Annotated in this window: 16 protein-coding genes and 2 rRNA genes; 5 read left to right on the top strand and 13 right to left on the bottom strand. The window is 63.4% G+C overall.

Features of this window, described 5'->3' with window-relative positions:
- Positions 1-89: 89 nt before the first annotated feature.
- The gene (locus ACQS5P_RS12150) at positions 90-1,490 is read right to left on the bottom strand and encodes a flagellin (protein ID WP_428936888.1); all 1,401 of its coding nucleotides are present in this window, start codon (positions 1,488-1,490) and stop codon (positions 90-92) included.
- Positions 1,491-2,118: 628 nt separating this feature from the next.
- Between ACQS5P_RS12150 and ACQS5P_RS12145 the strand changes: the two genes are divergently transcribed.
- Positions 2,119-3,114: a WD40 repeat domain-containing protein gene (locus tag ACQS5P_RS12145; RefSeq protein WP_428936887.1), complete on the top strand. Its 996-nt coding sequence runs from the start codon at positions 2,119-2,121 to the stop codon at positions 3,112-3,114.
- A 68-nt stretch (positions 3,115-3,182) separates the two neighbouring features.
- Here ACQS5P_RS12145 and ACQS5P_RS12140 read toward each other — a convergent pair whose 3' ends face one another.
- From ACQS5P_RS12140 to ACQS5P_RS12120, 5 genes are all read right to left on the bottom strand, one after another.
- Positions 3,183-5,987 carry a CHASE domain-containing protein gene (locus ACQS5P_RS12140; protein ID WP_428936886.1) on the bottom strand — a complete coding sequence of 935 codons (2,805 nt, stop codon included), beginning with the start codon at positions 5,985-5,987 and terminating at the stop codon, positions 3,183-3,185.
- Between the two features lie 191 nt (positions 5,988-6,178).
- A 5S ribosomal RNA gene (gene rrf / locus ACQS5P_RS12135) occupies positions 6,179-6,286 on the bottom strand.
- A gap of 138 nt (positions 6,287-6,424) precedes the next feature.
- Positions 6,425-9,316, bottom strand: a 23S ribosomal RNA gene (locus ACQS5P_RS12130).
- Between the two features lie 1,182 nt (positions 9,317-10,498).
- Positions 10,499-12,937 (bottom strand): ferrous iron transport protein B, encoded by a 2,439-nt coding sequence (gene feoB / locus ACQS5P_RS12125; RefSeq protein ID WP_428936885.1) that lies wholly within the window; start codon positions 12,935-12,937, stop codon positions 10,499-10,501.
- 89 nt (positions 12,938-13,026) lie between these two features.
- Positions 13,027-13,320 (bottom strand): FeoA family protein, encoded by a 294-nt coding sequence (locus ACQS5P_RS12120; RefSeq protein ID WP_428936884.1) that lies wholly within the window; start codon positions 13,318-13,320, stop codon positions 13,027-13,029.
- A 236-nt stretch (positions 13,321-13,556) separates the two neighbouring features.
- Here ACQS5P_RS12120 and ACQS5P_RS12115 point away from each other — a divergent pair, with 236 nt between their 5' ends.
- The gene (locus ACQS5P_RS12115) at positions 13,557-14,486 is read left to right on the top strand and encodes a lysophospholipid acyltransferase family protein (protein ID WP_428936883.1); all 930 of its coding nucleotides are present in this window, start codon (positions 13,557-13,559) and stop codon (positions 14,484-14,486) included.
- A gap of 20 nt (positions 14,487-14,506) precedes the next feature.
- Here the strand turns inward: ACQS5P_RS12115 and ACQS5P_RS12110 are convergent, their stop codons facing one another.
- From ACQS5P_RS12110 to typA, 4 genes are all read right to left on the bottom strand, one after another.
- A complete protein-coding gene (locus ACQS5P_RS12110; protein ID WP_428936882.1) occupies positions 14,507-15,589 on the bottom strand; it encodes a glycosyltransferase in 1,083 nt (360 codons plus the stop codon).
- A gap of 58 nt (positions 15,590-15,647) precedes the next feature.
- On the bottom strand, positions 15,648-16,382 hold the full coding sequence (locus tag ACQS5P_RS12105) for a gamma-glutamyl-gamma-aminobutyrate hydrolase family protein (protein ID WP_428936881.1): 735 nt from the start codon (positions 16,380-16,382) through the stop codon (positions 15,648-15,650).
- Between the two features lie 5 nt (positions 16,383-16,387).
- Positions 16,388-17,260 (bottom strand): DUF559 domain-containing protein, encoded by an 873-nt coding sequence (locus tag ACQS5P_RS12100; RefSeq protein WP_428936880.1) that lies wholly within the window; start codon positions 17,258-17,260, stop codon positions 16,388-16,390.
- 290 nt (positions 17,261-17,550) lie between these two features.
- Positions 17,551-19,410 carry a translational GTPase TypA gene (gene typA / locus ACQS5P_RS12095; RefSeq protein ID WP_428936879.1) on the bottom strand — a complete coding sequence of 620 codons (1,860 nt, stop codon included), beginning with the start codon at positions 19,408-19,410 and terminating at the stop codon, positions 17,551-17,553.
- Between the two features lie 120 nt (positions 19,411-19,530).
- Here typA and ACQS5P_RS12090 point away from each other — a divergent pair, with 120 nt between their 5' ends.
- From ACQS5P_RS12090 to ACQS5P_RS12080, 3 genes are read left to right on the top strand one after another with little or no spacing between them, the layout of a single operon-like run.
- Complete coding sequence (locus tag ACQS5P_RS12090) at positions 19,531-20,076, top strand: RNA polymerase sigma factor (protein ID WP_428936878.1); 546 nt, start codon at positions 19,531-19,533, stop codon at positions 20,074-20,076.
- Positions 20,073-20,528 (top strand): hypothetical protein, encoded by a 456-nt coding sequence (locus ACQS5P_RS12085; RefSeq protein ID WP_428936877.1) that lies wholly within the window; start codon positions 20,073-20,075, stop codon positions 20,526-20,528. The genes ACQS5P_RS12090 and ACQS5P_RS12085 overlap by 4 nt, the downstream gene beginning before the upstream one ends.
- Entirely contained in the window at positions 20,525-21,076 is a 552-nt protein-coding gene (locus ACQS5P_RS12080; protein ID WP_428936876.1) for a tetratricopeptide repeat protein, read from the top strand. Before ACQS5P_RS12085 ends, ACQS5P_RS12080 begins: the two co-directional genes overlap by 4 nt.
- A gap of 50 nt (positions 21,077-21,126) precedes the next feature.
- Here the strand turns inward: ACQS5P_RS12080 and ACQS5P_RS12075 are convergent, their stop codons facing one another.
- The 3 genes from ACQS5P_RS12075 to ACQS5P_RS12065 all read right to left on the bottom strand — a co-directional run bounded on the left by ACQS5P_RS12075 (position 21,127) and on the right by ACQS5P_RS12065 (position 23,834).
- A complete protein-coding gene (locus ACQS5P_RS12075) occupies positions 21,127-21,768 on the bottom strand; it encodes a hypothetical protein (RefSeq protein ID WP_428936875.1) in 642 nt (213 codons plus the stop codon).
- 129 nt (positions 21,769-21,897) lie between these two features.
- A complete protein-coding gene (locus tag ACQS5P_RS12070; protein ID WP_428936874.1) occupies positions 21,898-22,332 on the bottom strand; it encodes a ComEA family DNA-binding protein in 435 nt (144 codons plus the stop codon).
- The gene (locus tag ACQS5P_RS12065) at positions 22,329-23,834 is read right to left on the bottom strand and encodes an endo-1,4-beta-xylanase (protein ID WP_428936873.1); all 1,506 of its coding nucleotides are present in this window, start codon (positions 23,832-23,834) and stop codon (positions 22,329-22,331) included. Before ACQS5P_RS12065 ends, ACQS5P_RS12070 begins: the two co-directional genes overlap by 4 nt.
- Between the last annotated feature and the right edge of the window lie 352 nt (positions 23,835-24,186).

Raw genomic sequence — 24,186 nt, 5'->3', positions numbered from 1 at the left:
TCGTGCGGACCGCTTCACAACTCAATCCCTTACGAGCCTCATGTACGGAGTTTCCAGGGCTCGCGCGGGTGGTGTTGCTGCGTGCCCTCTTAGCCTCGCAGGAGACTGAGGGCGGCCTGAGGGCTTGCGTTGGCCTGTGCCAACACCGTTGTCGCCGCCTGCGCCAGGATCTGGCTTCGCGTGAGGTTGGCGGTTTCCTCAGCGAAGTCGGTATCGCGAATGGCGCTCTCCGAAGCGCTGACGTTCTCGAACGCCACGCCCAGGGCGTTGATCGTCGAGCCGATCGTAAACTTCTGGAACGCGCCCAGCCGGCCACGAAGCTGGCTGACCTGCTTGATCGCCTTGTCGATGATTCGCTGCGCGGTGACGAGGTTGTCGCTGTTGAGCGACGCCTCGCCGCCGCTGGCCAGCGCCGACAGGTATCCGCTGATGTTGTCGCCCAGGCTGCCGGTGGAGACCGACGCGATGCCAATCGAGGCCTTGTCGGTCTCGGTGACCTTCGATCCCAGCGCGAACGTCGCCCCGCCGCCGGTGACCACAAAGCTGTCGGTGCCGGGCAGGTTGAAGCTCGGATCCAGATCGAACTCGATGTCCAGGTTGCTGGAACGGAAGCTGACAGACAGACCCTTGGCTTGCGCCTCGGCACCGTTGATGGTGACGGCGGCGTCCTGGCCGTAGTCCTTGGTGGTGCTGGGCGTGAAGGTGCCCGCGACCGTCTTGATGCTCACGAACTGATCGGCGCCGTAGCTGGTGCTGTTGATCACCAGATCCGCGCCGCTGACCGTAGCGCTGACGCCAGTGGCGGTGGTCACCGCATTGATGGCGGCGGCGATCGAGCTGACCGTCGTGCCGGAGCTGAAGCTGAGCTGCTCGGTGCCGGTGTTACCCGCCACCTCGATCGTCACGTTGTCCGTCAGCGTCCCGCCACTGTAGAGAATCTGGCCGGTCTGGGCGCTGGCGGTCACCTGCACCACGACGTTGATGGTGCCTCCATCGGGCACGCGGGCGGCGTTGATCCGCACGTTGTCGAAGCTGGTGCTGTTCACGCCGCTGGTCGTGTAGTCGTAGTTGCCGTTCAGCAGCTTCTTGCCCTGGAACGCCGTGCTCTGCGCGATCCGGTTGATCGTGTTCAGGATCGAATCGACCTGAAGCTGGTTGGCGGCGATTTCCTCGCTGCTCAGCCCGCCGCTGTTGGCCGACTGCGATACCAGGCTCTGAAGCTCGGTCAACAAGGCGCTGACCTCGGACAAGCCGCCTTCGGCGGTTCCGATGATGTTGCTGGCGCGGGCGGCGTTGTCGATCGCCTGCACGATCCCCGCCTTTTCAGCGCGGAGGTTTTCGCTGGCGATCAGCCCTGCGGGGTTGTCGGCGCCCTTGTTGATCTTCAGACCGGTGCTCAGGCGCTCCAGACTGGTGTTCAGCGCGTTGTTGTTGCGGGTGAGGATTCGCTGGGCAATCAGCGAGCTGACGTTGGTGTTTATTCTGCTCATGTGGGTGTGTCCTTCCGTGACAAGCAATCCTGGCTTCGAGCGGGCGGCTGTGCGTTCCGCACGTCAGCGAAGCCGTTTCCCTGTTGCCATCGACCGCGCGATCCGACGCTTGCGGCGGCGACGCGCGGCGGCAGGTTTACGGGCCATCCCTGCCGGGCCCCATCGTTCTTGCACGCACATCACGGCTTCTGCGGAGCCGCGACGCACGCGGCGCTCAGATCATCTACAGGCCTCCTTTCGTGCTGAACCGTCGGCGGCTGAGCCATTGGATCGCACCCGGCCGACACGCTGTTGCGTGCCATGCCGCCGGAACAAACATCGAAGCTATCGTCCGCAGGCGGGCAAAGTCTTGAGAGATCAGTCGGGCTTGTGCGAACGGGCTGCGCGTTGTCAGAACAGGACTTGCGCACGTGGCGGGGCTGGTCCGGTGGCGATGGTATCCGGCGCGTTTTTATCAGAACCGCACCGCCGGGAAGCAAACCTGAGCCGAAAGTGCCCGCATCCGGCGCGGGCGGGTTCGCCGCCGGCTCAGCGGCCGGGTGGTTTTGGACATCGAACGGTGCGATGCTACGATGCCGGCCAGCGATTTTGCTTCTGCTGTCTCTGTGTTTGCGAAGGAGGTCACATCATGCCGTGTCTGTTGAGATGTTCTGTCTGTACGTTCATCGTGGCTTTGCTGGGTTGGTCCGCGTCGATCCGGGCTGAGGAGCCAGCGCCCCCGGCGCGCGAGTTGCGCGGGCATGACAGGTCGGTCCTGGCCGTCGAGTTCACCCCCGACGGCAAGACGCTGCTGAGCAGCAGCCGGGATCACACGATCAAGATCTGGGATGTGGCCAGCGGCGAGTTGAAGCGCACGCTCACCGAGCACACCGCCGACGTGTATTGCGTGCGTTTTTCGCATGATGGCAAGCTTCTGGCCAGTGGCAGCACGGATACGCGGATCATTCTGTGGGATGCGGCGACATTCACGCCGATCCGCGTGCTGGAGGGCCACACCGCCGCCGTGCGCGATGTCGCGTTTTCCCCGGACGACAAGACGCTGGCCAGCGCCGCGGAAGACAAGACGTTTCGTTTGTGGGACGTGGCCAGCGGCAAGGAGAAGGTGAGGCGCGATCATACCGGCCAGGTGAAATGGGTGCTGTATTATCCGGATGGCAAGACGATCGCCACCGCCGGGACTGATGGGACGCTGCGGCTGTGGGACGGCGAGACGGGCGAGCCGAAGAAAGTGCTCAAGGGGCACACGGCCGGGCTGGAGTTCTGCGCGCTTTCGCCGGACGCAAAACAGCTTTTCAGCGGCACGGGCAACAAGGGGGAGATCGTGTTCTGGGACGCCCAGAGCGGGGAAATGCTGAAAATGCTGCCCGACGCCCACGGCAACGAGCATGGCGCCGAGATCGACGCCGGGCGCTATTCACCCGACGGAAGGTGGGCCGTCAGCGGCTCGAAAGACCGCACGATCAAGTTCTGGGATCCCAGGACCTTCAGGCTGCTGCACACGATCAGCGGCAATCCCGGACGGATTGAGTCGATGACCTTCTCTCCGGATGGCAAGACACTGGTGACCGGCTTTGGTGGAACGGCATCCACCATCAAGATGTGGGACCTGAGCGTGTGGCAGTAAGCAATGGCATCGCCGGAACCGATCGTCCCTGGGCACTGTTGATTCAGTCGATTCGCGAGGCCCGTGAGTCAGCACGCCTGCGGGTTGTTGTCGCGGCGGCGGACCACGCGCTCGATCGCCTCCTGGAGCTTCTGAAAGTCCACCGGCTTGGTCAGATGCTCGGCAAAACCGGCGGCGGCGGTGCGCGCCACGTCGTCGTCCATGCCGAAGCCGGTCAAGGCGATCGCGGCAAAGGCGCCCTCGCCGCCGCGCTCGGCCAGCAACCGCTTGAGCAGGTCGATACCTGATCCATCGGGCAGCCCCAGATCGCTGAGCAGCACGTCGAATCGCACGCTCGCGGCCCGTTCGATCGCCTGCGCCACCGAGGCGGCGGTGTGCACCTGGTATCCGGCCTCGCCGAGCAGGCGGCCCAGGGCGCGGGCGGTGTCGGCGTGGTCCTCGACCAGCAGCAGCGTGGCGCGTGGCGTCGGAGCTGCCGCCACCGGCTCGATGACATCGGCCAGCTCCGGTGGCGGAGTTTGCGGCCACGGAGCGGGCACGGTCGCCAGGGTCACGGCGAACGTGGCGCCCTGGCCCGCGCCGGCGCTTTGAACCTCGATGGTCGCGCCGTGCGCTTCGACCAGTCCGCGCGTGATTGCCAGTCCCAGCCCCAGTCCACCGAACTGGCGTCGCGTCGGCGATTCTCCCTGTTCAAAGGCGTCGAAAATGCGCGGCAGCACGTCGGCCTCGATGCCGATGCCGGTGTCGATCACCTCGACGACGATGCGATCGTCGAGTTGACCGGTTTGCTGCGGCGGCTGGTTGCGCGTGCGGACGGTGATCCGTCCACCGGCCGGCGTGAACTTCACCGCGTTTTTCAGCAGGTTCCACAAGATCTGCTGGAGCCTGGCGGCGTCGCCGCGAACGTGATGCCGTTCGGCCTGCAACTCCAGCTCGACGAGCAGCCGCTTGTTGGTCGCTTCCTCGGCGCAGCATACGGCGACGGCGGCTGTGACCACGCTGTGCAGGTCCACCGTCTCGATTTCCAGCCGCAGCTTGCCGCGCCCGATCTTGGTCAGGTCCAGCAGATCGTCGATCAGACGGGCCTCCAGCTCGACGTTGCGGCGAATGACCGCGAAATCGGCGCGGATCTCCGGCGGCAACGCCGCATCCGCGGATCCCGCCGCCGCCAGCGCCAGCACCGGCGTCAGCGGCGTACGCAACTCATGGCTGAGCACGGCAAGAAACTGGTCCTTGGCGCGATTGGCGGCTTCGGCGGCCTCCTTGGCCATCCGCAGCTCGCGCTCCTGGCGTTTGCGCTGCGTCAAATCAATCGTGAACGCCACGTGCTCGTCCTGCGACCCCTCCAGCAGCGCCACGCCAATCAGCACCGGCACACGCGTGCCATCGGGACGGATGTACTCATTCTCGTACGGCGCGCACACCGAGCGGGCGCGAAGCTCCTGGATGACCTGAAGATCGAGGTGCCGATACTCCGGCGCGGTGATCTGATCCCAGCGGACTCGACCGGCGCGAACGTCGTCGGGGCTGCGTCCGATGATCTGGCAATGAGCCTGGTTGGCATAGGTCACCGTGCCATCGCTGCGGGCGAAGACAATGCCGATCATGTTGGCGTCGGCCAGACGGCGGAACCTGGATTCGCTGACGCGCAGCGCCTGTTCCGACAGCCGCAGTTCCGCCGCCGTGGTTTCCGCCCGTCGCTGCGCCATCGACTGCGACCGTTGCAACCAGAACAGCGCTCCGCTGACCAGCACTCCGGCAACGACGGTGTAGGCGGTGAGGTTGCGTCCGACCTGCGCGTCGAAGTGGGCGTTGCTGGAGAAGGCGATGGTCCACACTTGGCCGGCAATGCCGATGGTGCGGGTGGCGCGCAGCGTGGGGACGTAATCCGACGCCGACGTTCCTGCCTGCAACGTCGCCGGCGCTGATCGATGCATCACATGCGCCGCAGCGACCACCGGGCCGTCGTAAACTTCCAGATCCAGCACCGAAGGCGTTTCGTGAGCGAAGATGCCGCGAAGCAGATCGTCGGCGCGGAAAGGAGCGTAGACAAAGCCGAGCAGCGCCTCACGGCGCTTCTGGACCGAGTCGGGCACCTGCTGGGACTGGTAAACCGGCACGTAGATGAGGAACCCCGCCTGCACGTCGCCGGCGTAGATCTCCTGGACGAGGCGTACTTTTGCGGAGGCGGCGGCGGTGGCGTTGTCGCGGGCGCGCTGCATCGCCGCCCGACGTACCGGCTCGCTGAACATGTCATAGCCCAGGGCGTGGCGATTGCGCGCGTCCTGAGGCTCCAGGTACAGGATCGTGTGATACTCGTCTCGCTGCGGCTCGTCCGGCCAGATGCGAAAGCCCGGAACCTGCTGTGCTGCCTCGGCCTCCACGCGCCGATTCTGTCCGGCAGGCACGCGCAGTGAAAAGCCGACGCCCTGGATGCCCGGATAGCGGTTGTACAGATCGATTCTGCGGCAGTAGTCGCGGAACTGCTGTCGCGAGACCTGGCCATTGCTGGCGGCGAACAGTCCCGCGCCGCCACGCAGCGCGCCGATGTACAGATCCAGCCGCGTGTGGATGTTGTCGCAGGCTTCGGCGACAGCGCTTTCGAAGCGGAGCTGGCGGGTGGCGTGGTTGGTTCGCCAGACGTATGCCCCGATTGCCGCCGTGGTCAGCAGCCCCACCAGCAGCACCACGTAAGGTGGCCAGGCGCGCCCGCGGAATGCACTGCGGTACCAGCGCGACACCGCCGCCGGCGCCGAGTCGGCGGCGCATGGCTGAGGCGTTGACTGCGGGATCATCATCCGTAACTGCCCGTCGGCCAGCGCGCCCGAGGCGCCGCCGGCAAGAAACCGCCAACGAATGCAACGAACAACCACGAACCACGAAGGGACAGCCCGCGCGCAATAGAAAGGCTACCCGAGATCGCCCGCCAGGCAAGTGCGCGGCGGCGCGTGATAGACGAGGTACGCTGTGTCCCGGCCGCAGTTCATGCAGAACGATTTGGTGGAGGCTGGCGAGGGGAAAAAAAGAACCCCGGGCCCTTGTGGAGCCCGGGGTTCTGAATTAACGCTGGCAGTGACCTACTTTCCCGCTGAAGCAGTATCATCGGCTCCGCAGGCTTAACGACCGTGTTCGGAATGGGAACGGGTGTGACCCTGCGGATATAGCCACCAACGAAAACCCCGCTGCCGGTGTTTCCGACACCGGGGCTGAATTTCGCAAGTGAACGGTGAGGTTCGGGCAGGTCGCCGGATCAGCGACCTGCGTGCTCCGCGATCGTCGAGTCCTTTTCGGGCAACGATGATCGATAAATGTGGTCAAGCGTTCGACCGTTAGTACCGGTGACCTCAAGACATTTCTGTCCGTACAGCTCCGGCCTATTAACCGGGTGGTCTACCCGGGGTCTCTCGGGGCAAAGCCCCATGGAACCCTTGTCTTGGCATAGGCTTCACGCTTAGATGCTTTCAGCGTTTATCCTTTCCGGACATAGCTACCCAGCCGTGCCGCTAGCGCGACAACTGGTACACCAGGGGTCCGTCCTTCCAAATCCTCTCGTACTATGGAAGAGGTGCCGTCAAGGTTCCTGCGCCCGCAGCAGATAGGGACCGACCTGGCTCACGCCGGTCTGAACCCAGCTCGCGTACCGCTTTAATTGGCGAACAGCCAAACCCTTGGGACCGCCTTCAGCCCCAGGATGCGATGGGCCGACATCGAGGTGCCAAACCGCCTCGCCGCTATGGACGCTCGGAGGCGATCAGCCTGTTATCCCCAGCGTACCTTTTATCCGTTGAGCTATGGCCCTTCCACACGGGACCACAGGATCACTTAGGCCTGCTTTCACATCTGCTCGTGCCGTAGCACTCGCAGTCAAGCGGGCTTCTACCTATGCGCTCGACGACCGATTGCCAACCGGTCTGAGCCCGCCTTTGCACTCCTCCGTTACCCTTTTGGAGGAGACCGCCCCAGTCAAACTAACCGCCTAGCAGTGTTCCCTGCCCGGATTCACGGGTCAGGGTGAGATGACGAATGCGAACAGGGTGGTATTTCACCGTTGGCTCCCCCCCGGCCGGAACCGGGGGATCAATGCCTCCCACCTATCCTACGCAGTCCACACCCGGCATCGCTACCAGGTTATAGTAAAGGTGCATGGGGTCTTTCCGTCTTGCTGCGGGTAGACGGTATCTTCACCGCCACTTCAATTTCACCGAGTCTGCGGTTGAGACAGCGCCCAAGTCGTTACGCCGTTCATGCACGTCGGAACTTACCCGACAAGGAACTTCGCTACCTTAGGACCGTCATAGTTACGGCCGCCGTTTACCGGGGCTTCGGTTGTCAGCTTTGGGGCGAACCCCTGACCGACTTCCTTAACCTTCCGGCACCGAGCAGGCGTCATTCCGTATACATCCTCTTGCGAGTTAGCACGGAACTGTGTTTTTGATAAACAGTCGCCCAGGCTGTTTCCTGCGCCCTCTCACCGAAGTGAGGAGGGACCCCTTCTCCCGAAGTTACGGGGTTAGATTGCCTAGTTCCTTAACCGCAGTTCTCTCGAGCGCCTGAGGATACTCTCCTCGCCTACCTGTGTCAGTTTTAGTACGGGCGACTGTGTCGTCCCCCGTGCACTTTTCTCGGCCCCTTCGCCACAGACTTCGGCAACAAAGCGGCCTCGAGATACCGGCTTTCGCCGGTCCCAACCCCCACGTCTAGTCGGGGGATCTGCCTTGAAGAAGCGCATGCACGGGTTCAACCTTCACAGCCGGTGCAGGAATATTAACCTGCTGTGCATCGTCTACGCCTTTCGGCCTGGACTTAGCTTCCGACTAACCCTGGGCGGATTTACCTTCCCCAGGAAACCTTAGGCTTTCGGCGTGCAGGATTTTCACCTGCATTATCGTTACTCATACCGGCATTCTCACTTCCACACGCTCCACCGCTCCTCACGGTACGGCTTCACCGCGGTGTGGAACGCTCTTCTACCGATCCACGATTGCTCGTGAATCTCGCTGCTTCGGTATCCGGCTTATTCCCGATCATTTACGGCGCTACTCTGCTCGACCAGTAAGCTATTACGCACTTTTTAAATGGTGGCTGCTTCTAAGCCAACATCCTGGCTGTCTCAGCAGAATAACTTCCTCACGAACTAAGTCGGATTTTGGGACCTTAGCAGGCGATCTAGGTTGTTTCCCTTTTGACCGCGAAGATTATCCCTCGCGGACTCACTCCAGAGATAGTCTCTGTGGTATTCGGAGTTTGATAGGAGCGTGTAGGCGGGTAGCCCCACGTCTCCTTTCAGTAGCTCTACCCCCACAGAGTAGTGGCTCCAGGCTGCCCCTAAAGGCATTTCGAAGAGAACCAGATATCTCCCCGTTTGATTAGACTTTCACTCCTCCCCACAGCTCATGGCAGAACTTTTCAACGTTCACGCCTTCGCGCCTCCCACCCCTTTTACGGGGTGTTCACGCTGGCCATGGGTAGATCACGGGGTTTCGGGCCGCACGCATACGACTTGACGCCATCTTAAGACTCGCTTTCGCTACGGCTCCGGTGCTGGGCACCTTAGCCTTGCCGCATACGTGCACTCGCCGGTCCATTATGCAAAAGGTACGCCGTCACCCATTCCCTTACGGGCATAGGGCTCCGACCGCTTGTAAGTGTATGGTTTCAGGTACTTTTCACTCAGCTCGTCGCTGTGCTTTTCATCGTTCAATCGCCCTACTAGTCCACTATCGGTCATCGAGGAGTATTTAGCCTTGGCCGGTGGGCCGGCCAGCTTCACACGGAGTTCCACGAGCTCCATGCTACTCTGGAACGCCTCTCATCGCCTATTTCCCGATTTCGCGTACGGGGCTTTCACCCTCTCTGGCCAGACTTTCCAGACTGTTCTGCTATCGGTATTTCAGCTCGAGGCGCCCGCAACCCCGGGGCGAACCCCGGTTTGGGCTTTTCCGCTTTCGCTCGCCGCTACTGACGGAATCCATGTCTGTCTCTTTTCCTCTGGGTACTTAGATGTTTCAGTTCCCCAGGTTCGCCTCCGAACGCCTATGCATTCAGCGCCGGATGACTGAGGGTCACTCAGCCGCGTTTCCGCATTCAGAGATCTCCGGATCAACGCTTGTTTGCCAGCTTCCCGGAGCTTATCGCAGGCTACCACGTCTTTCATCGCCTCTCGATGCCAAGACATCCACCATACACCCTTAGTAGCTTGACCACATTTATCGATCACCGTCAAAAGAGAAGGACGAATTCAGAAGGCACAAGGATGAATCAACATCATTCATCCTTCTGTCCATCCCCTTCATCCTTCCCCGCGACAGGGCGTGTCGGACGGCTGCTGCTGCATGACAGACCCGAAGGCCTGTCCCGCCGCAGCCGATCGATAACGGATCAGTCGCCGAAAAGGTGCTCGACGACACTCACCCGACAGAAAGACAACAGTCCGCACGGCACCCAGGTGCGACTGGTCGCGCCTGAATCCGCCGTACTGTTATGCAGAGGTGAGCGTCGCGGAGGGTCCTGCTTTGTGTTTCCCCACGGAACACGTTCCGCAGGGTCTCACGCGCAAGACCTTTCACTTTGAACCTCACGTATTCACTTGCCAAAGAGCTTCTTCCCGCATCGACATGGCTGGCGTTTCCGTCAGTCATTGCTCAGCAGGATCCCGCCGAACGCGGGTGAGTGCGTCGCCGATTCAGACTCAGCTTGCACAGCTTAGTCGTTACGGCGGCAGACTCATTCGAGTTCGGCCTGCCGACTGGTCCTCACCAGTCGATGTTTCCGCCCGGGACAGCTTCCCACTGCCCCTCAAATCCGCGTCGCCGTCTCTCGCCGGCGACTCTCAGTTGTCGAAAGGAACCGGCGATCTACAGCGATGAGAGTGAAGTTTGCGGCTTGCCCAAACCTTCTTTCCTCTGGCGGCTTCTGTCGTTTCCTTCGCTTGCCGGCCGGTTCAGGAACTTTCCTCAACCGGGGCCGCGAATGATACATCCGACATAGCTCGCGTCAAGACCTGTGCCGGAAATTTTTACCCCTTTGTCAGGCCAACGCTTATGCCGCCTGTGCAATATACGTTTTCGACCGGGTCGATGTTCGGGCTTGAATCAACGACCCGCGGCCATCATCTCCGGCCGCCACGACCGAGCAATTCAACTGGCAAAAACACAACCCTCTGTGTCTTGGCCACTTGCGACTCGTCGCCCTGCTTTGCATCCTTTTGCCCGGCGCCGCACCCCTTGGCGCAGCAACTGCCCAGGTGGCTGCGCTTGCCCAACAGCGTCCGCACCGCCCCCCACAGCGCATACGCCACGCACGCTCCCACGAGTGTCAGCACCAGAAGATGTTGCAGCCAACTCGGCATCGCAAACCCTGCACAACCCGGCCCGCGGACCGGTCTTTACAGCCAAATCCTCCCCACCTGGTACACCGCCAGGCTCACCACATACGCCAGCGCATTCATGTACAACAGCATCGCGATCGGCCAGCGCCACCCGCCGGTCTCGCGCCGCACAATCGCCAACGTGCTCATGCACTGCATCGCGAGCACGAACCAGACCAGCAGGCTGACCGCAACCAGCGGCGTCCAGACAGGCCGGCCATCGGGATACCGGTCGGATTGCATCTGGGCTGACAGCGGCTCGGTGTTCTGGTCATCGTCGCCGACGCTGTAGACGATGCCCATGGTGCTGACGAAGACTTCGCGCGCCGCGAACGCTCCGATCAGGCCCACCCCCATTTTCCAGTCGTATCCCAGCGGCTTGATCAGCGGTTCCAGCACCCGCCCGAACCGGCCCGCAATGCTGTAACGAAGCTGCTCGCCGGCGATGATGTCATCGAGGATTCGCTCCGTGCGCGACTTGATATCTGCACGGATCCAATCGTCGGTTGGCACCGTGGCGGTCAAGAGTGCCCTTTGCTTTGCCTCCAACAGCGAGCTAAGCACAGCCGTTCGGTAGGCAATGGCGTCGTTCTCGGTCCGCACTTGTTCGACTTCCGCCGCCGGCAGCCGCGGGTAGTACATCATCGCCCACATGATCACGCTGAGGCAGAAGATGATCGTGCCGGCCTTTTTAAGAAACGCGCCGGTGTTGGTGACGACCGCGCGGACGACCTGCGAAAGCTGTGGCACCTTGTAGGTCGGCATCTCGAGGATGAACGCAGGCGTCGGGCCTTTCAGAAGCGTGCGCTTGAAGAGGAAGGCGGTGCCTGCCGCCGCGAGGATGCCCAGAGCGTAACAGCCGAACATGATCCCGCCCTGAACCAGCGACGAATACGCGCCGAAGAACGTGCCGATGAGCAGCGCGTACACCGGCAGCCGCGCGCTACAGCTCATGAACGGCGCGACGAAGATGGTCGCGAGTCGGTCCTTGCGGTTCTCGATCGTGCGCGTCGCCATGATCCCGGGGATGGCGCACGCGAAGCTCGAAAGCAGCGGGATGAAGCTCTTGCCGTGCAGACCGACCTTCGCCAGCACGCGGTCCATGAGGAACGCCGCCCGCGCCAGGTACCCGCTGTCTTCCAGGATCGCCAGAAACGTAAACAGGATCGCGATCTGCGGGACGAAGACGACCACCGCCCCCACGCCGGCCACGATCCCGTCGGTCCACAGGTCGCGCAGCGGTCCTGCCGGCAAGAGCGGCGCGATCAGTCCCCCCAGCCACGCCACGCCGTCCTCGACCAGCCCCATGATCGGGTCGGCCAGCCAGAAGATCGAGATGAACAGCGCCGCCATGATCGCGCCGAAGACGACGAACCCCCAGATGCGATGCATGAAGATGGCATCGACCTGGTCGGTCAGGTGCGGTTTCTTCGCTTCGTACTCCAGCACGCGCGGCGCGGGGGAACCCATCGCGGCCAGTTCGTCCAGGGTTGCAGTGCTCCTGGCGGCGACGGATTCGATCCAGCGGTAGTGCGCTTCCACGTCCGCCTGCATCGGGTCGATCCCCAGCCGGTTCAGCCGCGACATCGCGGACTGAAGCAGCGAAGCGACCGGCTGGCGGCTGGCCAGCGGCGCCACGTCCGCCGCCCGGTCGCCGATCAGCAATCGCTCGGCCAGAGCCTGATAACGATCCAGATGCCGCAGCGAGTCATCGCCACAGATCCACGCGCGGGACGGCGCCGTTTCTCTCTGCCGGTGCTCGGGCAGAGGGTCAGGATCCCTGCCATCTCCCGCAGTGCCGGCAGACGGAGTTGCGCTGTCGATGATCGCCAACCCCTGTCCCACCGTCAGCAGCTCTTCCTTCATCGCTTCGGGCAGCGGAAAATCCGGCAACGGCGCGACGCGGGCGTTGAGAATCTGGGCCTTAAGCTCGGAAATCCCCTGCCGCTTGTGTCCCACCACCGGCACCACCGGCACCCCCAGCTCCCGCGCCAGTGCCTCCGGCGAAACGTGCAATCCACGCCGCTCGGCAACATCCATCATGTTCAGCGCCACGACCATCGGCCGGCCCAGCTCGATGAGCTGGCTCACCAGATACAGGTTCCGCTGAAGGTTGCTGGCATCGACCACGACGATGACCACGTCCGGCGCAGCCATGCCGGGCACAAGCCCTCGCAAGACCTCCATCGCGATGGTTTCATCCGGCGAGCGGCTGATCAGCGAATAGGTTCCCGGCAAGTCGATGATCTGGGCCCAGCGTCCATCCGGCAGCCTGCATCGCCCGACCTTCTTCTCAACGGTGACTCCGGGATAGTTGCCGACCTTCTGCCGCAGCCCCGTCAGGGCGTTGAAGATCGTTGTCTTGCCGCTGTTGGGGTTGCCCGCCAGCGCAATGGTCAGCGATGCTTTGGATGAAGCGCGGACGGGTGTATCGAGTTGATCGCAGCAGGAAGACATCGGATTGCGGATTGCGGAATTCGGTTCGCGGATGGGTCATCGCGAATTCCGCAATCCCCAATCCGGGAATCCGCAATCGACCGCTCCGTTCAGGATTGCTTTACTTGAACGTATCGTGCCTGCTCGTCCCGAAGCGACAGGCAATAGCCGCGGAGGCGAAACTCGATCGGGTCGCCCAGCGGCGCCCGGCGGACCACCTCCACCTGCGCGCCGTTGCAGAAGCCCATCTCCAGCAGCCGACGACGCAATTCAGAATCCCCACCCACCGAAACGACCCATCCGCGGCAACCGACGCCCAGGCAGTTCAGCGGACAGGTCTGCACCGATCCGCGGTGATCACACCCTGCCAGGTCACACGCCTTTTGCGGTTTGTTCCGCTCCATGGCCACCTCTCTGGACATCGGACACCGATGCCCGTTGATCTGCGCGATATCCTACTCTCGCTGAGACTGAGTTTCAATACTCCATTTGGAATATCGACCAGATAAGCGGTTCCGTTATGCCACCTAATCCCCGTCATTGCCCGGGGTTAGAATGTGCCTGTAACAGGAGACAAGATATTCCGTTTTTCCCGGGCTTTGGGAGCCGACCGCCTGCTCCATTACAATCCGCCCCGGTTATGCCCAAACCCCGCAACGACCTGCTGGACCGCCTGCAATACCTGGCCCTGCGTGTGGTGTCGATGTGTCTGCACTGCTGGCCGGTCAAGCTGGTCCTGGGCGCTGCACGGCTGTTGGGAGACCTGATGTTCCTGGTCGATCGCAAGCACCGCGATCGCGCCATGGGAAACCTCCGCCGCGCCTTTCCTGAAAAATCTGAAGAAGAGCTGGTCCGGATCGCCCGCGAGAGCATGCGGCAGATGTTCATGCTCGGCGTGGATGTGTTCTTCACCACCCGATTGGTGCATGTCACCACCTTCCACAAATACATCCAACTGGAAAACTTCGCCCCCGTGCTGAAGCTGCTGCTGGCGAAAAACCAGGGGCTGATCATGCTCACCGGACACTACGGAAACTGGGAGATTCTCGGCTACGTGCTGGCGACCCTGGGCTTCCACACCACCAGCGTCGCCAGACCCCTGGACAACCCCTATGTCAACCGGTGGCTGCTGGGCGTCCGCGAACGCATGGGACAGCGAATCATCGCCAAAAAAGGCGCCACCGACGAAATCACCCAGACGCTGGCGCGACATGGCACCGTCGGCTTCATCGCCGATCAGAACGCCGGCCCCAAGGGACTGTTCGTCGATTTCTTCGGTCGAAAGGCCAGCACGTACAAATCCATCGGGCTGCTGGCCATGGAATTCCACGTGCCCATCGTTGTTGGCTACGCCCGACGCATCGACCACGACTTCCGTTTTCGTGTCGGCATGGCCGACATCATCTATCCCTCAGACTGGCAGGAACAGCCCGATCCGCTGCGGTACATCACCCAAAGGTACACGTCGGCGATCGAGCGCTTTGTGCGGGAGGATCCGGGACAATACCTGTGGGTTCATCGACGCTGGAAGACGCGGCCCAAAGGAGAAGCGCCCGAGGCGTTCGATTGACACACCCCTCAGTGGCCCCGCTAAACCCCAAGCAATCTCAGGTACTCCGGCAGCACGACCTCCCATGTGAATCGTCGCCGAACGTCCTCTCGCGCCGCTTCGATCAATCGCGATCGCAGCGGCTCATCCTCGACGAGGCGACGAATCGCCCGCGACAGCAGCTCCGGCGACCGCGCCGGCACCAGCAGCCCCGTTGCTTCATCTCGCACAACATCGCGAATCCCCGCCACATCCGTCGCCACCACCGGCACACCACCCGCCATCGCCTCGATCAACACTAGCCCGAACCCCTCCGCCTCCGAAGGCAGCACCAGCACGTCGATCTGCTCGATCGCCTCCTGCGGACGGGCGACGGTCCCGTGCAGCACCACGCGATCCTGCACCCCGAGTCGCGCAATCTCCCGTTCGATGTTCGGCTGATCCTGGCCCTGTCCGAAGACGTGCAACGTGTATTGGGACGGTAGCAAGCTGATCGCCGCGACCAGATCCCCCACACGCTTGACCGGATCCAGCCGCCCCAGGAACCCGACGCGGACAACATCCCTCCTGCCCGGACTGCGGCAGAGAACCGCACTGCGGCGTGAAGACTCGATCGACTCGGCAATTTCCACCGCATTGGGAATCACCACGATCTTCTCGTGTGGAACATCGCTCCACTTCTGCGCCGCCTGCCCCGCCGACGCCGACGGCACCACCACCTTCTCCGCCGCCTCCTGCACGATCCGCTGCACCCACCAGTGCCATCGTGGCCAGGGCTGGGTCGTCTGGATCGACTGGATGAATCTCACGCCCGGGCAGAACAGCTTCGCCACCGCCGCCGCCGCATTAGCATGGATCAGGAAACTGAAGACGGTATCGAAGCGTCTCTGGCGGATCAGTCGCACCAGATTGCGGAACACATGCACATCGCGCACGCCGCGCGCCCCCAAGGCCACGACGGCAATCCCCGAGTCCTGGATCTGCTGCGCCACTGGCCCCCAACGCCCCAGACATGCAACCTCGACATGCGCGTGCGGTCTCAGACGCACCGCCAGCTCGCGCACCACCGTTGGCGTGCCGCCAATCTCAAGGTCCGTGATGAGCAACAGAATTCGCCGTGCCACCGCAACCGGATTTAACCACAGATGAACTCGGATGAACACCGATTGCTGCCCCGGGCGTTCATCTGCGGTTGTCCCTGGCGGTATCCACCAGCAGCCGGAACAGCGCCAGGTGCTCCGCCTCGTCCAGCAATCGTTCCGGATGCCACTGCACCGCCGCATACAGCGGCAACGACGGATCCTCGAAAGCCTCGATGATCCCGTCGGGCGCCGTGGCCACCACACGCAGCCCCCGCCCAAGCGATCCAATCCCCTGCTTGTGATACGTGTTGACCGATATCTCGCTTCGCCCCGGCGCGATCGCCCGGCCAAGACGTGACTCAGGATCGATCTTCACCGGATGCCGTGCGGGTTTCTGTCCGGGCAGGCGGCGATGCTCGATGGCGCCGGGACGGTCGTGCTCGGGCAGGAACTGAATCAGGCTTCCTCCGCGGTGCACGTTCATGAGCTGCGACCCCAGACACACGCCCAGCACCGGCACACGCCGACGCTCCACCTCGGCGATCAGCGCCAACTCGAAGTTCTGCCGCCGCGCGTCGAGCTTCACCGCCCGTGGGTGCCACTCGGGCTGGCCATACAGCGCCGGATCCAGGTCATTGCCGCCGGTGAACAGCACCCCATCGCACAGATCGACGTACTGGCGGATCAACGCCTGATCGACGGCGTACGGCAGCAGCAGCGGCAATCCCCCGCCACGCTCAACCCCCGTCGCGTAGTTCATGTAAAGCGAATACCGATCCTCCGCGTCGTTGCAATCGACGGTGATTCCGATGACCGGGCGGGTGTGCTGTGACATGCGAGTCAGATTCTAGGGTCTTGACGATGGGTCAGCCAACAACCACCGGCCACACGCCGCTCCGCCCGGACGGGGTGGTTGTAGACATAGACCCAGCACTCGACGTCGCGGGCGCTGTGTTCCAGCGTGGCGATCGTGCGGACGCGGCGGAACAATCCGTCTGTGGAACCAGGCTGCGGGCAGGCTTCGTAGGCATCGATCCGACGCCACAGATCGGCCGACGGCACGCGAACCACTTGCCCGCGCACCCGGCCAGCGGCGCCATCGAGGATCACGCCAGGATAAGGTCCCAGGTCATACAAATCGCCGCGGATCGTCGCCGGACCGACCACCACAAGCTGCTGGCAAACCGGCCGCATCCCCGCCGGCTCAAGCCCGGGAAGAAGCGTTCCATAGACGAAGAGCAGGTCGCCGTCGCTGCTCTTCCCGGCTACCCCGGGGAAGGCAACCGCCACCGCCTCTCCCGCCACTCCGGAAGAGCGTGCCCCCACTCCCTCTCCCGGTACACCGCGAGGCGTTGCCCTTACCCCCTCTCCCGGTACACCGGGAGAGGGCAGGGGTGAGGGTTCTTCCCCGAGCGCGCTCAAGATCCCCACACACACCGCATCCAGGTCCCTGAGCACATCCACATTGCTGAATCGCAAGACGCGCAACCCCAACATTCCAAGCTCCCGATCTCGCCGCTCGTCGTATCGCGTTGAGGTCTCTTCCGTGTGCTGGCCACCGTCGAGCTCGACAGCGATCTTGCGCTGATCGCAATAGAAATCCACAATGAACCCGGCAATCGGCACCTGCCGGCGAAACTTGAAACCTCCGAGCCTCCGATCGCGCAGGCGCGCCCATAACAGCCGCTCCGCGTCCGTCGGCTCGTGCCGCATCTTCCGGGCAAAACCACGCAGGCGCCAACTTGGATCGCGGCGTGACGTCACTGGAAACTCTTCACAGAACCCTCACCCCTGCCCTCTCCCGGTGTACCGGGAGAGGGAGGAGTCATTGCCGACTTGGATCGCGGTGCGACGCCACTGGAAACTCTTCACAGAACCCTCACCCCTGCCCTCCCCCGGACTACCGGGCGAGGGAGTGGGGGCAGTGCCTCCCGGAGTGCCGGCAGAGGGGGCGAAGCGGCAGCGTTCCGCAGAAGAGGCATCACGCAACTCACCCACTGTTTCTACACCCCCACCTCTTCCACTACCTTTTTCCGTCCCGCCTTTTTGCGCTGGGATTCGCTGAGCAGTTCCTTCCTGAGGCGGATGCTGTGCGGCGTGACCTCGACCAGCTCGTCTTCCTCGATGTATTCCAGGGCCTGCTCCAGCGTCATCTTCCGCGCCGGCTTGAGAATGATGTTCTCATCGCTGGCGGTGGTGCGGATGTTGGTCAGCTTCTTGGCGGTGGTGGGGTTGACTGGCATGTCGTTGTCGCGGGCGTTCTCCCCGACGATCTGCCCCTCGTACACCGCGTCGCCCGGCTCCACAAACATCACCCCACGCTCCTGGAGATTGTTCAGCGCGTAGGCGTTGGCGGTGCCGTTGGCCACGCTGACCATCACGCCGTTGGCCCGCCCGGGCACCTGCCCGCGCAACGGGGCATACTCGTAAAAGTTGTGGTGCATGATCGCCTGCCCCTGCGTCGCGGTGAGCATCCGGGTCCGCAGGCCAATCAAGCCGCGCGCGGGGATCGTGAACTCCAGATGAACCTGCCCGTTGCGGTTGTCCATGCGGACCAGCTCGCCCTTGCGATTGCCCACCAGCTCCATCACGCCGCCCAGGTTCTTCTCCGGAACATCCACCACCAAATACTCGATCGGCTCCAGCAGATTGCCGGCCGGGTCCTTGCGAAGGATCACGTGCGGCTTGCTGATGCTCAGCTCGTAGCCTTCGCGGCGCATGTTCTCGATGAGGATCCCCAAATGCAGCAGCCCGCGTCCGCTGACCTTGAACGCATCCTTGTTCTCCGTCTCCTGCACCTTCAGCGCCACGTTGCTCTCCAGCTCCTTGAACAATCGCTCGCGAAGATTGCGGCTGGTGACGTACTTGCCCTCGCGGCCGGCGAAGGGCGAATCGTTCACGCGGAACATCATCGTCAGCGTCGGCGGCTCGATCTCCTGCGCCGCCAGCGGCTGCGGATTGATCGGATCGCACACGCTGTCGCCGATGTCCACCGACTCCAGCCCGACCAGCGCCACGATGTCCCCGGCCTCGGCCTGCTCGACGTTCTTGCGTCCCAGCCCGTCGAAGACCTGAACCTGCGCGACTTTCGAGACGATCTGTTCCCCGCCGCGCTTGCAGACCTTCACCTGCTGAGCCGTGCGGACCGTGCCGTTGTAGATCCGTCCTACCCCGATCCGACCGACGTAGTCGTTGTACTGAATGCTGGTGATGCGGATTTGAAGCGGGCGGTCCGGATCGCCGTGCGGCGCAGGCACGTGCCTGAGCAGCGCCTCGAAGACCGGCCTGATGTTCTGGCCCGGCTCCTCCAGCCGCCACGAAGCCACCCCCGCCCGCCCGGACGCATACAGCACCGGGAAATCCAATGCCTCGTCATCGGCCCCAAGCTCCACAAACAGATCGAAGACTTCATCCAGAACCTGATGCGGCCGGGCATCCGGACGATCGATCTTGTTGATCACCACGATCGGCCTCAGCTCATGCTGAAACGCCTTTTTCAGCACGAAGCGTGTCTGCGGCATCGGCCCCTCGGCCGCATCCACCAGCAGGAAAGCCCCGTCCGCCATGCTCAGCACGCGCTCGACCTCCCCGCCGAAGTCCGCATGCCCGGGCGTGTCGATCAGGTTGATCTTCACCGTCTGCCCCGTCGCCGGGTCGGTGTAGTTGATGGCGCAGTTCTTGGCCAGGATGGTGATGCCGCGTTCGCGTTCAAGGGGGTTGGAATCCAGGATGGTATCCTGGGCAAGCTGGCTTTCGCGGAAGTTGCCGCTCTGGCGCAGCAGGGCATCGACCAGCGTCGTCTTGCCGTGGTCTACGTGAGCGATGATCGCAACATTCCGAATGTCGTTCCGCACGTGATTCATTCTATCCGATACTATACAACGCCACGGGCCAAACAAAGTTTGCCCGGGGCGGCGGTTCAAAGCCGATCCCGGCTAAACCAATCTCGATCTGCCAGCACTCATTGACGGAACTGGACGCGCGTGGATCAGATCACGATCGAAGCCGCTCGCCGTGGGGACCGCGCGGCGCAGGCCGCGCTGCTGCGGCAGCTTCAGGACGTGTGGTTTCGCGTGTGCCTGGGACTGCTCGGCGACGCCGAAGACGCCCGCGACGCCGTGCAGGAAACGGCCCTGCGGTTCCTGCGCGACCTGCCGCGTTTTCGCGGCGACAGCGCGATCACGACCTGGTCGCTGGGAATCGCGCTGAACGTGTCCCGCGAGATGCGACGCAAGATACCGGCATTCAGGCGACTGCCCGATGATTCGGCGCCATCACCGCTGGCGGCCACGTCGGGCCTGGAGGGCTCGCCGCACGGGCGGCTGCTCCTGGAGGAATCGCGATCGATGCTTCGTGCCGTCATGCAGCAGCTTCCCCCACGGCAGCGCGAGGCGTTGCTCCTGAGGTATTTCGAGGAGCTGTCGATCGACGACACCGCCGCCGCAATGAATTGTGCCGCCGGAACCGTCAAGGCCACCGTCCACCAGGCATTGCGATCGCTGAGAGCGAAGTTGACGGAACCGATATGAGCATCCTGCGAAGACAGCTTGAGCAGGCGCGCGATGAATATCGCGAATCGCGCTATCCCGGCGACCTCGCCGCCGACGTGCTGGCGCCCGCCACACCCGCGGCGCCGGCGCCCTCTGGTCTGGGGCGATGGTTCTGGACGATCGCGACGATGACAGCCGCCGCTGCGCTGGTGCTGGTCATCTACTACTACGTTGCCAATCCATCGACGCGGCCGATGCAGATCGCGAACCATCTCGTGAGCGACCCGATTGATCAAAGCGACCAAGCCGACCGGATGATCGAGGTGAATTGGTCCGACGTGCCGGGGCTGAGTTTTGCGGAGCTGCCCGGGGAGCTGAGCCTCTTGCCGCCATCGCAGAGCTTGAGCTTCGCCCCTGCGACGATCTCATTCCTGACCGATACCACCGAATCCGAGCAAGACCAACCGTCAACGACACAGGAGGCCGTATGAATCGCAAGTTGCTGAACGTGATGAGCGTTGTGCTGATTGCAGCGATGCCGCTGCTGGCAGCGGCCCAGGACCAGCCCCGACCGCCGCGCGAGCCGCGCGAGCCCGGACCGCCAGGCGCGCCGCGAGGCGAATTCGCTCCCCCCGAACCCCCTGGCGCGCCGAATGCCCCCGGCGCGGGCATGCGTCCCGGCGGCATGGGCATGGGCATGCGCGCCCCCGGCGCTGGCGGGGCGGAGATGATGAAGCTGGAGATGCTCCGCAACTACATCGACGTGGTCGATCGCTTCGCCCGCCTGGCGCGCGATCCCGGCGCCGCCGGAGTCGCCGCGGTCGTCTCCGCCACCGACATCCTCCGCGCCCGCGGCACCGACGCCGCCATCGAGCATTTCAACAAGGTCCTGCCCGACGTGAAAAACGGCGCCGTCCAGCGCGCCATACGCATCCAGCTCGTCGATCTGTACAAGCAGGCCGGCCAGGCCGACAAGGCGCTGGAACAGCTCGATGCCCTGATGAAAGACGCCCCGGCGGCAGGCGGGACCACGCCCTGAAGGCGTGAACATCGCTGCTTCGGTGAATCCGCGGGCCGCTCACCGCGGATTCACCACCTCCGATAGTCGAACCGGATCGCCACCGGCGGGCGCTCGACAGGCACGCGGACCACTCGCTGCTCCCAGTGTCCCGGCACCACAAGCTCCTGGCGCTGGATCGTCTCCCATCGCCCCTCGCACACGACCACCTGCCGGCGACGCTGTTCCCATCGCCCGGGGCACACCAGCACGCGCTCACGGACGACGATGCGGTTCCAGCAGCCGTCGTAGCGGACGATATCGCGCTCCTCGTACACCGGCTCGATCCACACCTGCTCGATCTCCTCGCGAATGACCGGCTCCCGCCAGACACGCTCGTACACCGTGCGATACACCGGCTCAACCCACACCCGCTCGATGCGCTCTTCATAGACCGGCTCGCACGGCGGGGGAGGCGGCGGCAGACAGATGTCCGGCTCGCCCCGGCCGATGGAGATGTCGATGTCCACGCGCGTACGACTACGGTCGCGGTCGCGATGCTCAAACCGCTCGCCCCGCTCGTACCGTTCGCCGCGGTCGTACCGTTCTGCCCGGTCGTGCAGGTCATGAACCCGCGCCCAGGCGGGCGAGGCAAGAAGCACGATCCCCATCGCCGCGGCATACACCCGATGGGCCAGTTGCTTGCGGATCGAAGCATGCATCGAAGCGTGCATAGTGGTCTCCCATGTCGCGGCTGTGCGGACACAGCCTCAGGCACAGCATGATGGACACGGGCGACGCATCGTGGTTAGTGTGTGCTAAATATAGCATTCCCGGGCACTTCAAACCATCGCCCCGGCGGCTCAGGGCTGAGTCCGGGAAGAGGCCGTTGACGTTGCCGGTTGCGTCGTCGCCCCAAAGATCAGGTACGGCTCGATCTGGGTGAGCATGGCCGGGCCGATGCCCTTGATACGCAGCAGGTCCTGCGGCTGCTGGAAAGCCCGCCTGCCCGGGTTGGCGGCCAGGTATTGCTCCCGGAACGCCACGATCTGCCGGGCGCGCTTCTCGCCGATCACCGGTAACGCCGCCAGCGTCTGCCAGTCGGCAACGTTCGGATCGATTCGGTCCTCCAGTTCACCGGCCCTGGCGGGCCAGGCGGGCTGAGGATCCGAGACATAGACCGGATCAAGCACCAGGCGAATGCCCAGCCACACCAGCATCGCCGCCAGCAGCACCATCAGCACGCCACGCTGCGGCGCGGTCCATCCGACCGGCGTGAGCCTGGCTGGCTTGTTCACGGCTTGCGACCGCGCAGCGTCTCGCGCAGCTCCTGGAGCTTGAGAAATGCCGGCTTGGGCCGAAGCATGTCGTCCAGCAATCCCCCTGCCGGGATCGATGTGTTCACGTCCGCCAGATTCCCCCACGCCACGCTCTCGACAAACGGTTTGCTCAGCGCCAGCTTGTACAACACGTCGATCCACTCGGCCTGGAGGTTCTGGTCCCAGGGGCGTTTCCAGCGTCCGGCGGCGGCGGGATCAAGCTTGCCTTCCGAGCGGTCGCTTGGGTCGGGCGCATGCCTTCCGGGTGATCCCAGCGCCGTGAGGAAAACCGGCCTGCCGATCGAGCTGAAGCGATCCAGCAGCGAGCTGATCTGGAACAGATCCCGCACATATCCGCCACGCACCGGCACACCCTGCTCGATCTCCAGCCCGAACGCTTCGAAGTTGATCCCCGCCTGCGCGACCATCTCGGCATAGAGCATCGGCGGCACGCTGGTGGCGCCGCGGGCGTGATACTCGCCATACGGCTGCGTCACCGTCACCAGCGTTCGCGCGTTCGGCTGGATCGTCTTCACCTGCGCTACCAGCAGTCTCGTCAGCTCGATGATCTGCTCGAAGCTGAGCGTGAACGCGCTGTTGGTGTGCAGCCCCGATACCACGTTCCACACCGATATCTGCTTGCGGTAGCGGTGAACGACCTTCTGCACGTACTCGTAGGCCATCTCCCGCAGGCTGTCGAAGTCGTGTTCCCAGATGAACATCCAGTCGGGAACTTCGCCGTCGGTCAGGTCGATCAGCGGCCCGGCGATGATCGGCATCCGCTTGCGGGTCAGGAAATCGACCCACTCATCGACCGGCTCGGCGTGGAAGGAGCCTTCCTCGGGCTGAAGCTGCTTCCACGACATCGGCAACACCGCGTAGTCGAAATTGTCGGCCAGCGTGTCCTTGTACTTGGAGTTCAGCACGGTGGAATCGACACGGCAGCCGATGATGTGCTTGGGCAGCGTGTTGGTGGCGCGTCGGCGGGCCAGCAGCAGATCGGCGTGAAACAGCGCAAGCTGATCGGACAGATCGACCGCCATCGCCAGCGACTGATCCGCCAGCCTCGCGGCTTCGGCGGGTTCGTGAAGTTTGCCCAGGGCGTCGGCGAACAGCGCCTGAGCCTCGCGGAATCGCTGCATGTATCGCTCGGTGCGCGGGAAGTCGAACAGGTTCCAGTCTTCCTGCTTCTGGACGATCTTCATCAGCCGGCATCGCGCCAGCTCGACGTTGAGGTTGTACGGTTTTTCCCGGGGCAGCAGCCGCGTGGTTTCCAGATGATACGTGCCCAGCTCCCCCAGGTCCCACAGCAGCCCCACGCCCGCGGGATGCTCCTCGTTGCGGGTGAGAATCAGGTATCCGTCCCGGAAAACCACTTCGCCGGGGATCGGCACGCTTTCCGGGCCGATCGCCATCGCCGCGACCGGCGTGAAATCCATCACCCGCTTGCCTTGAGAATAGATCTCAAACTTCGTAGGCATATCCGTGACGAGCATCCGTCCAGCGCATCTTAGCAGACATCCCACGCGGCTCAAACCGGCACCCTTTGGGGCGAATCGGGTGTGCCCGGATTTCCGGCGCCACGCCGGAACGGCGCGACGAATCGTCCCGGTTGGATCCTGTGCAGGACAACGCCAGCCAGCGTCACCGGCGCGCGTGGATCGCAATCTCACATCCACCGCCGCCTTCCGGACAACGCCGGTTGTGGGCGCATTCGCGAATCAGCCGAGTGAGCCGTTGCCTGGCGTACCCCGCATTCTCGGGCCGAACGTGCCACATCCTCTGGCGCACCGCGGCAACAATCTCACCGAACCGCCGGGAGGGTTGGAGCCG

Source organism: Fontivita pretiosa, from assembly GCF_050410795.1.
GTDB classification, from domain to species: Bacteria; Planctomycetota; Phycisphaerae; order Tepidisphaerales; family Tepidisphaeraceae; genus Fontivita; species Fontivita pretiosa.
This window is presented reverse-complemented; position numbering and strand designations above follow the sequence as displayed.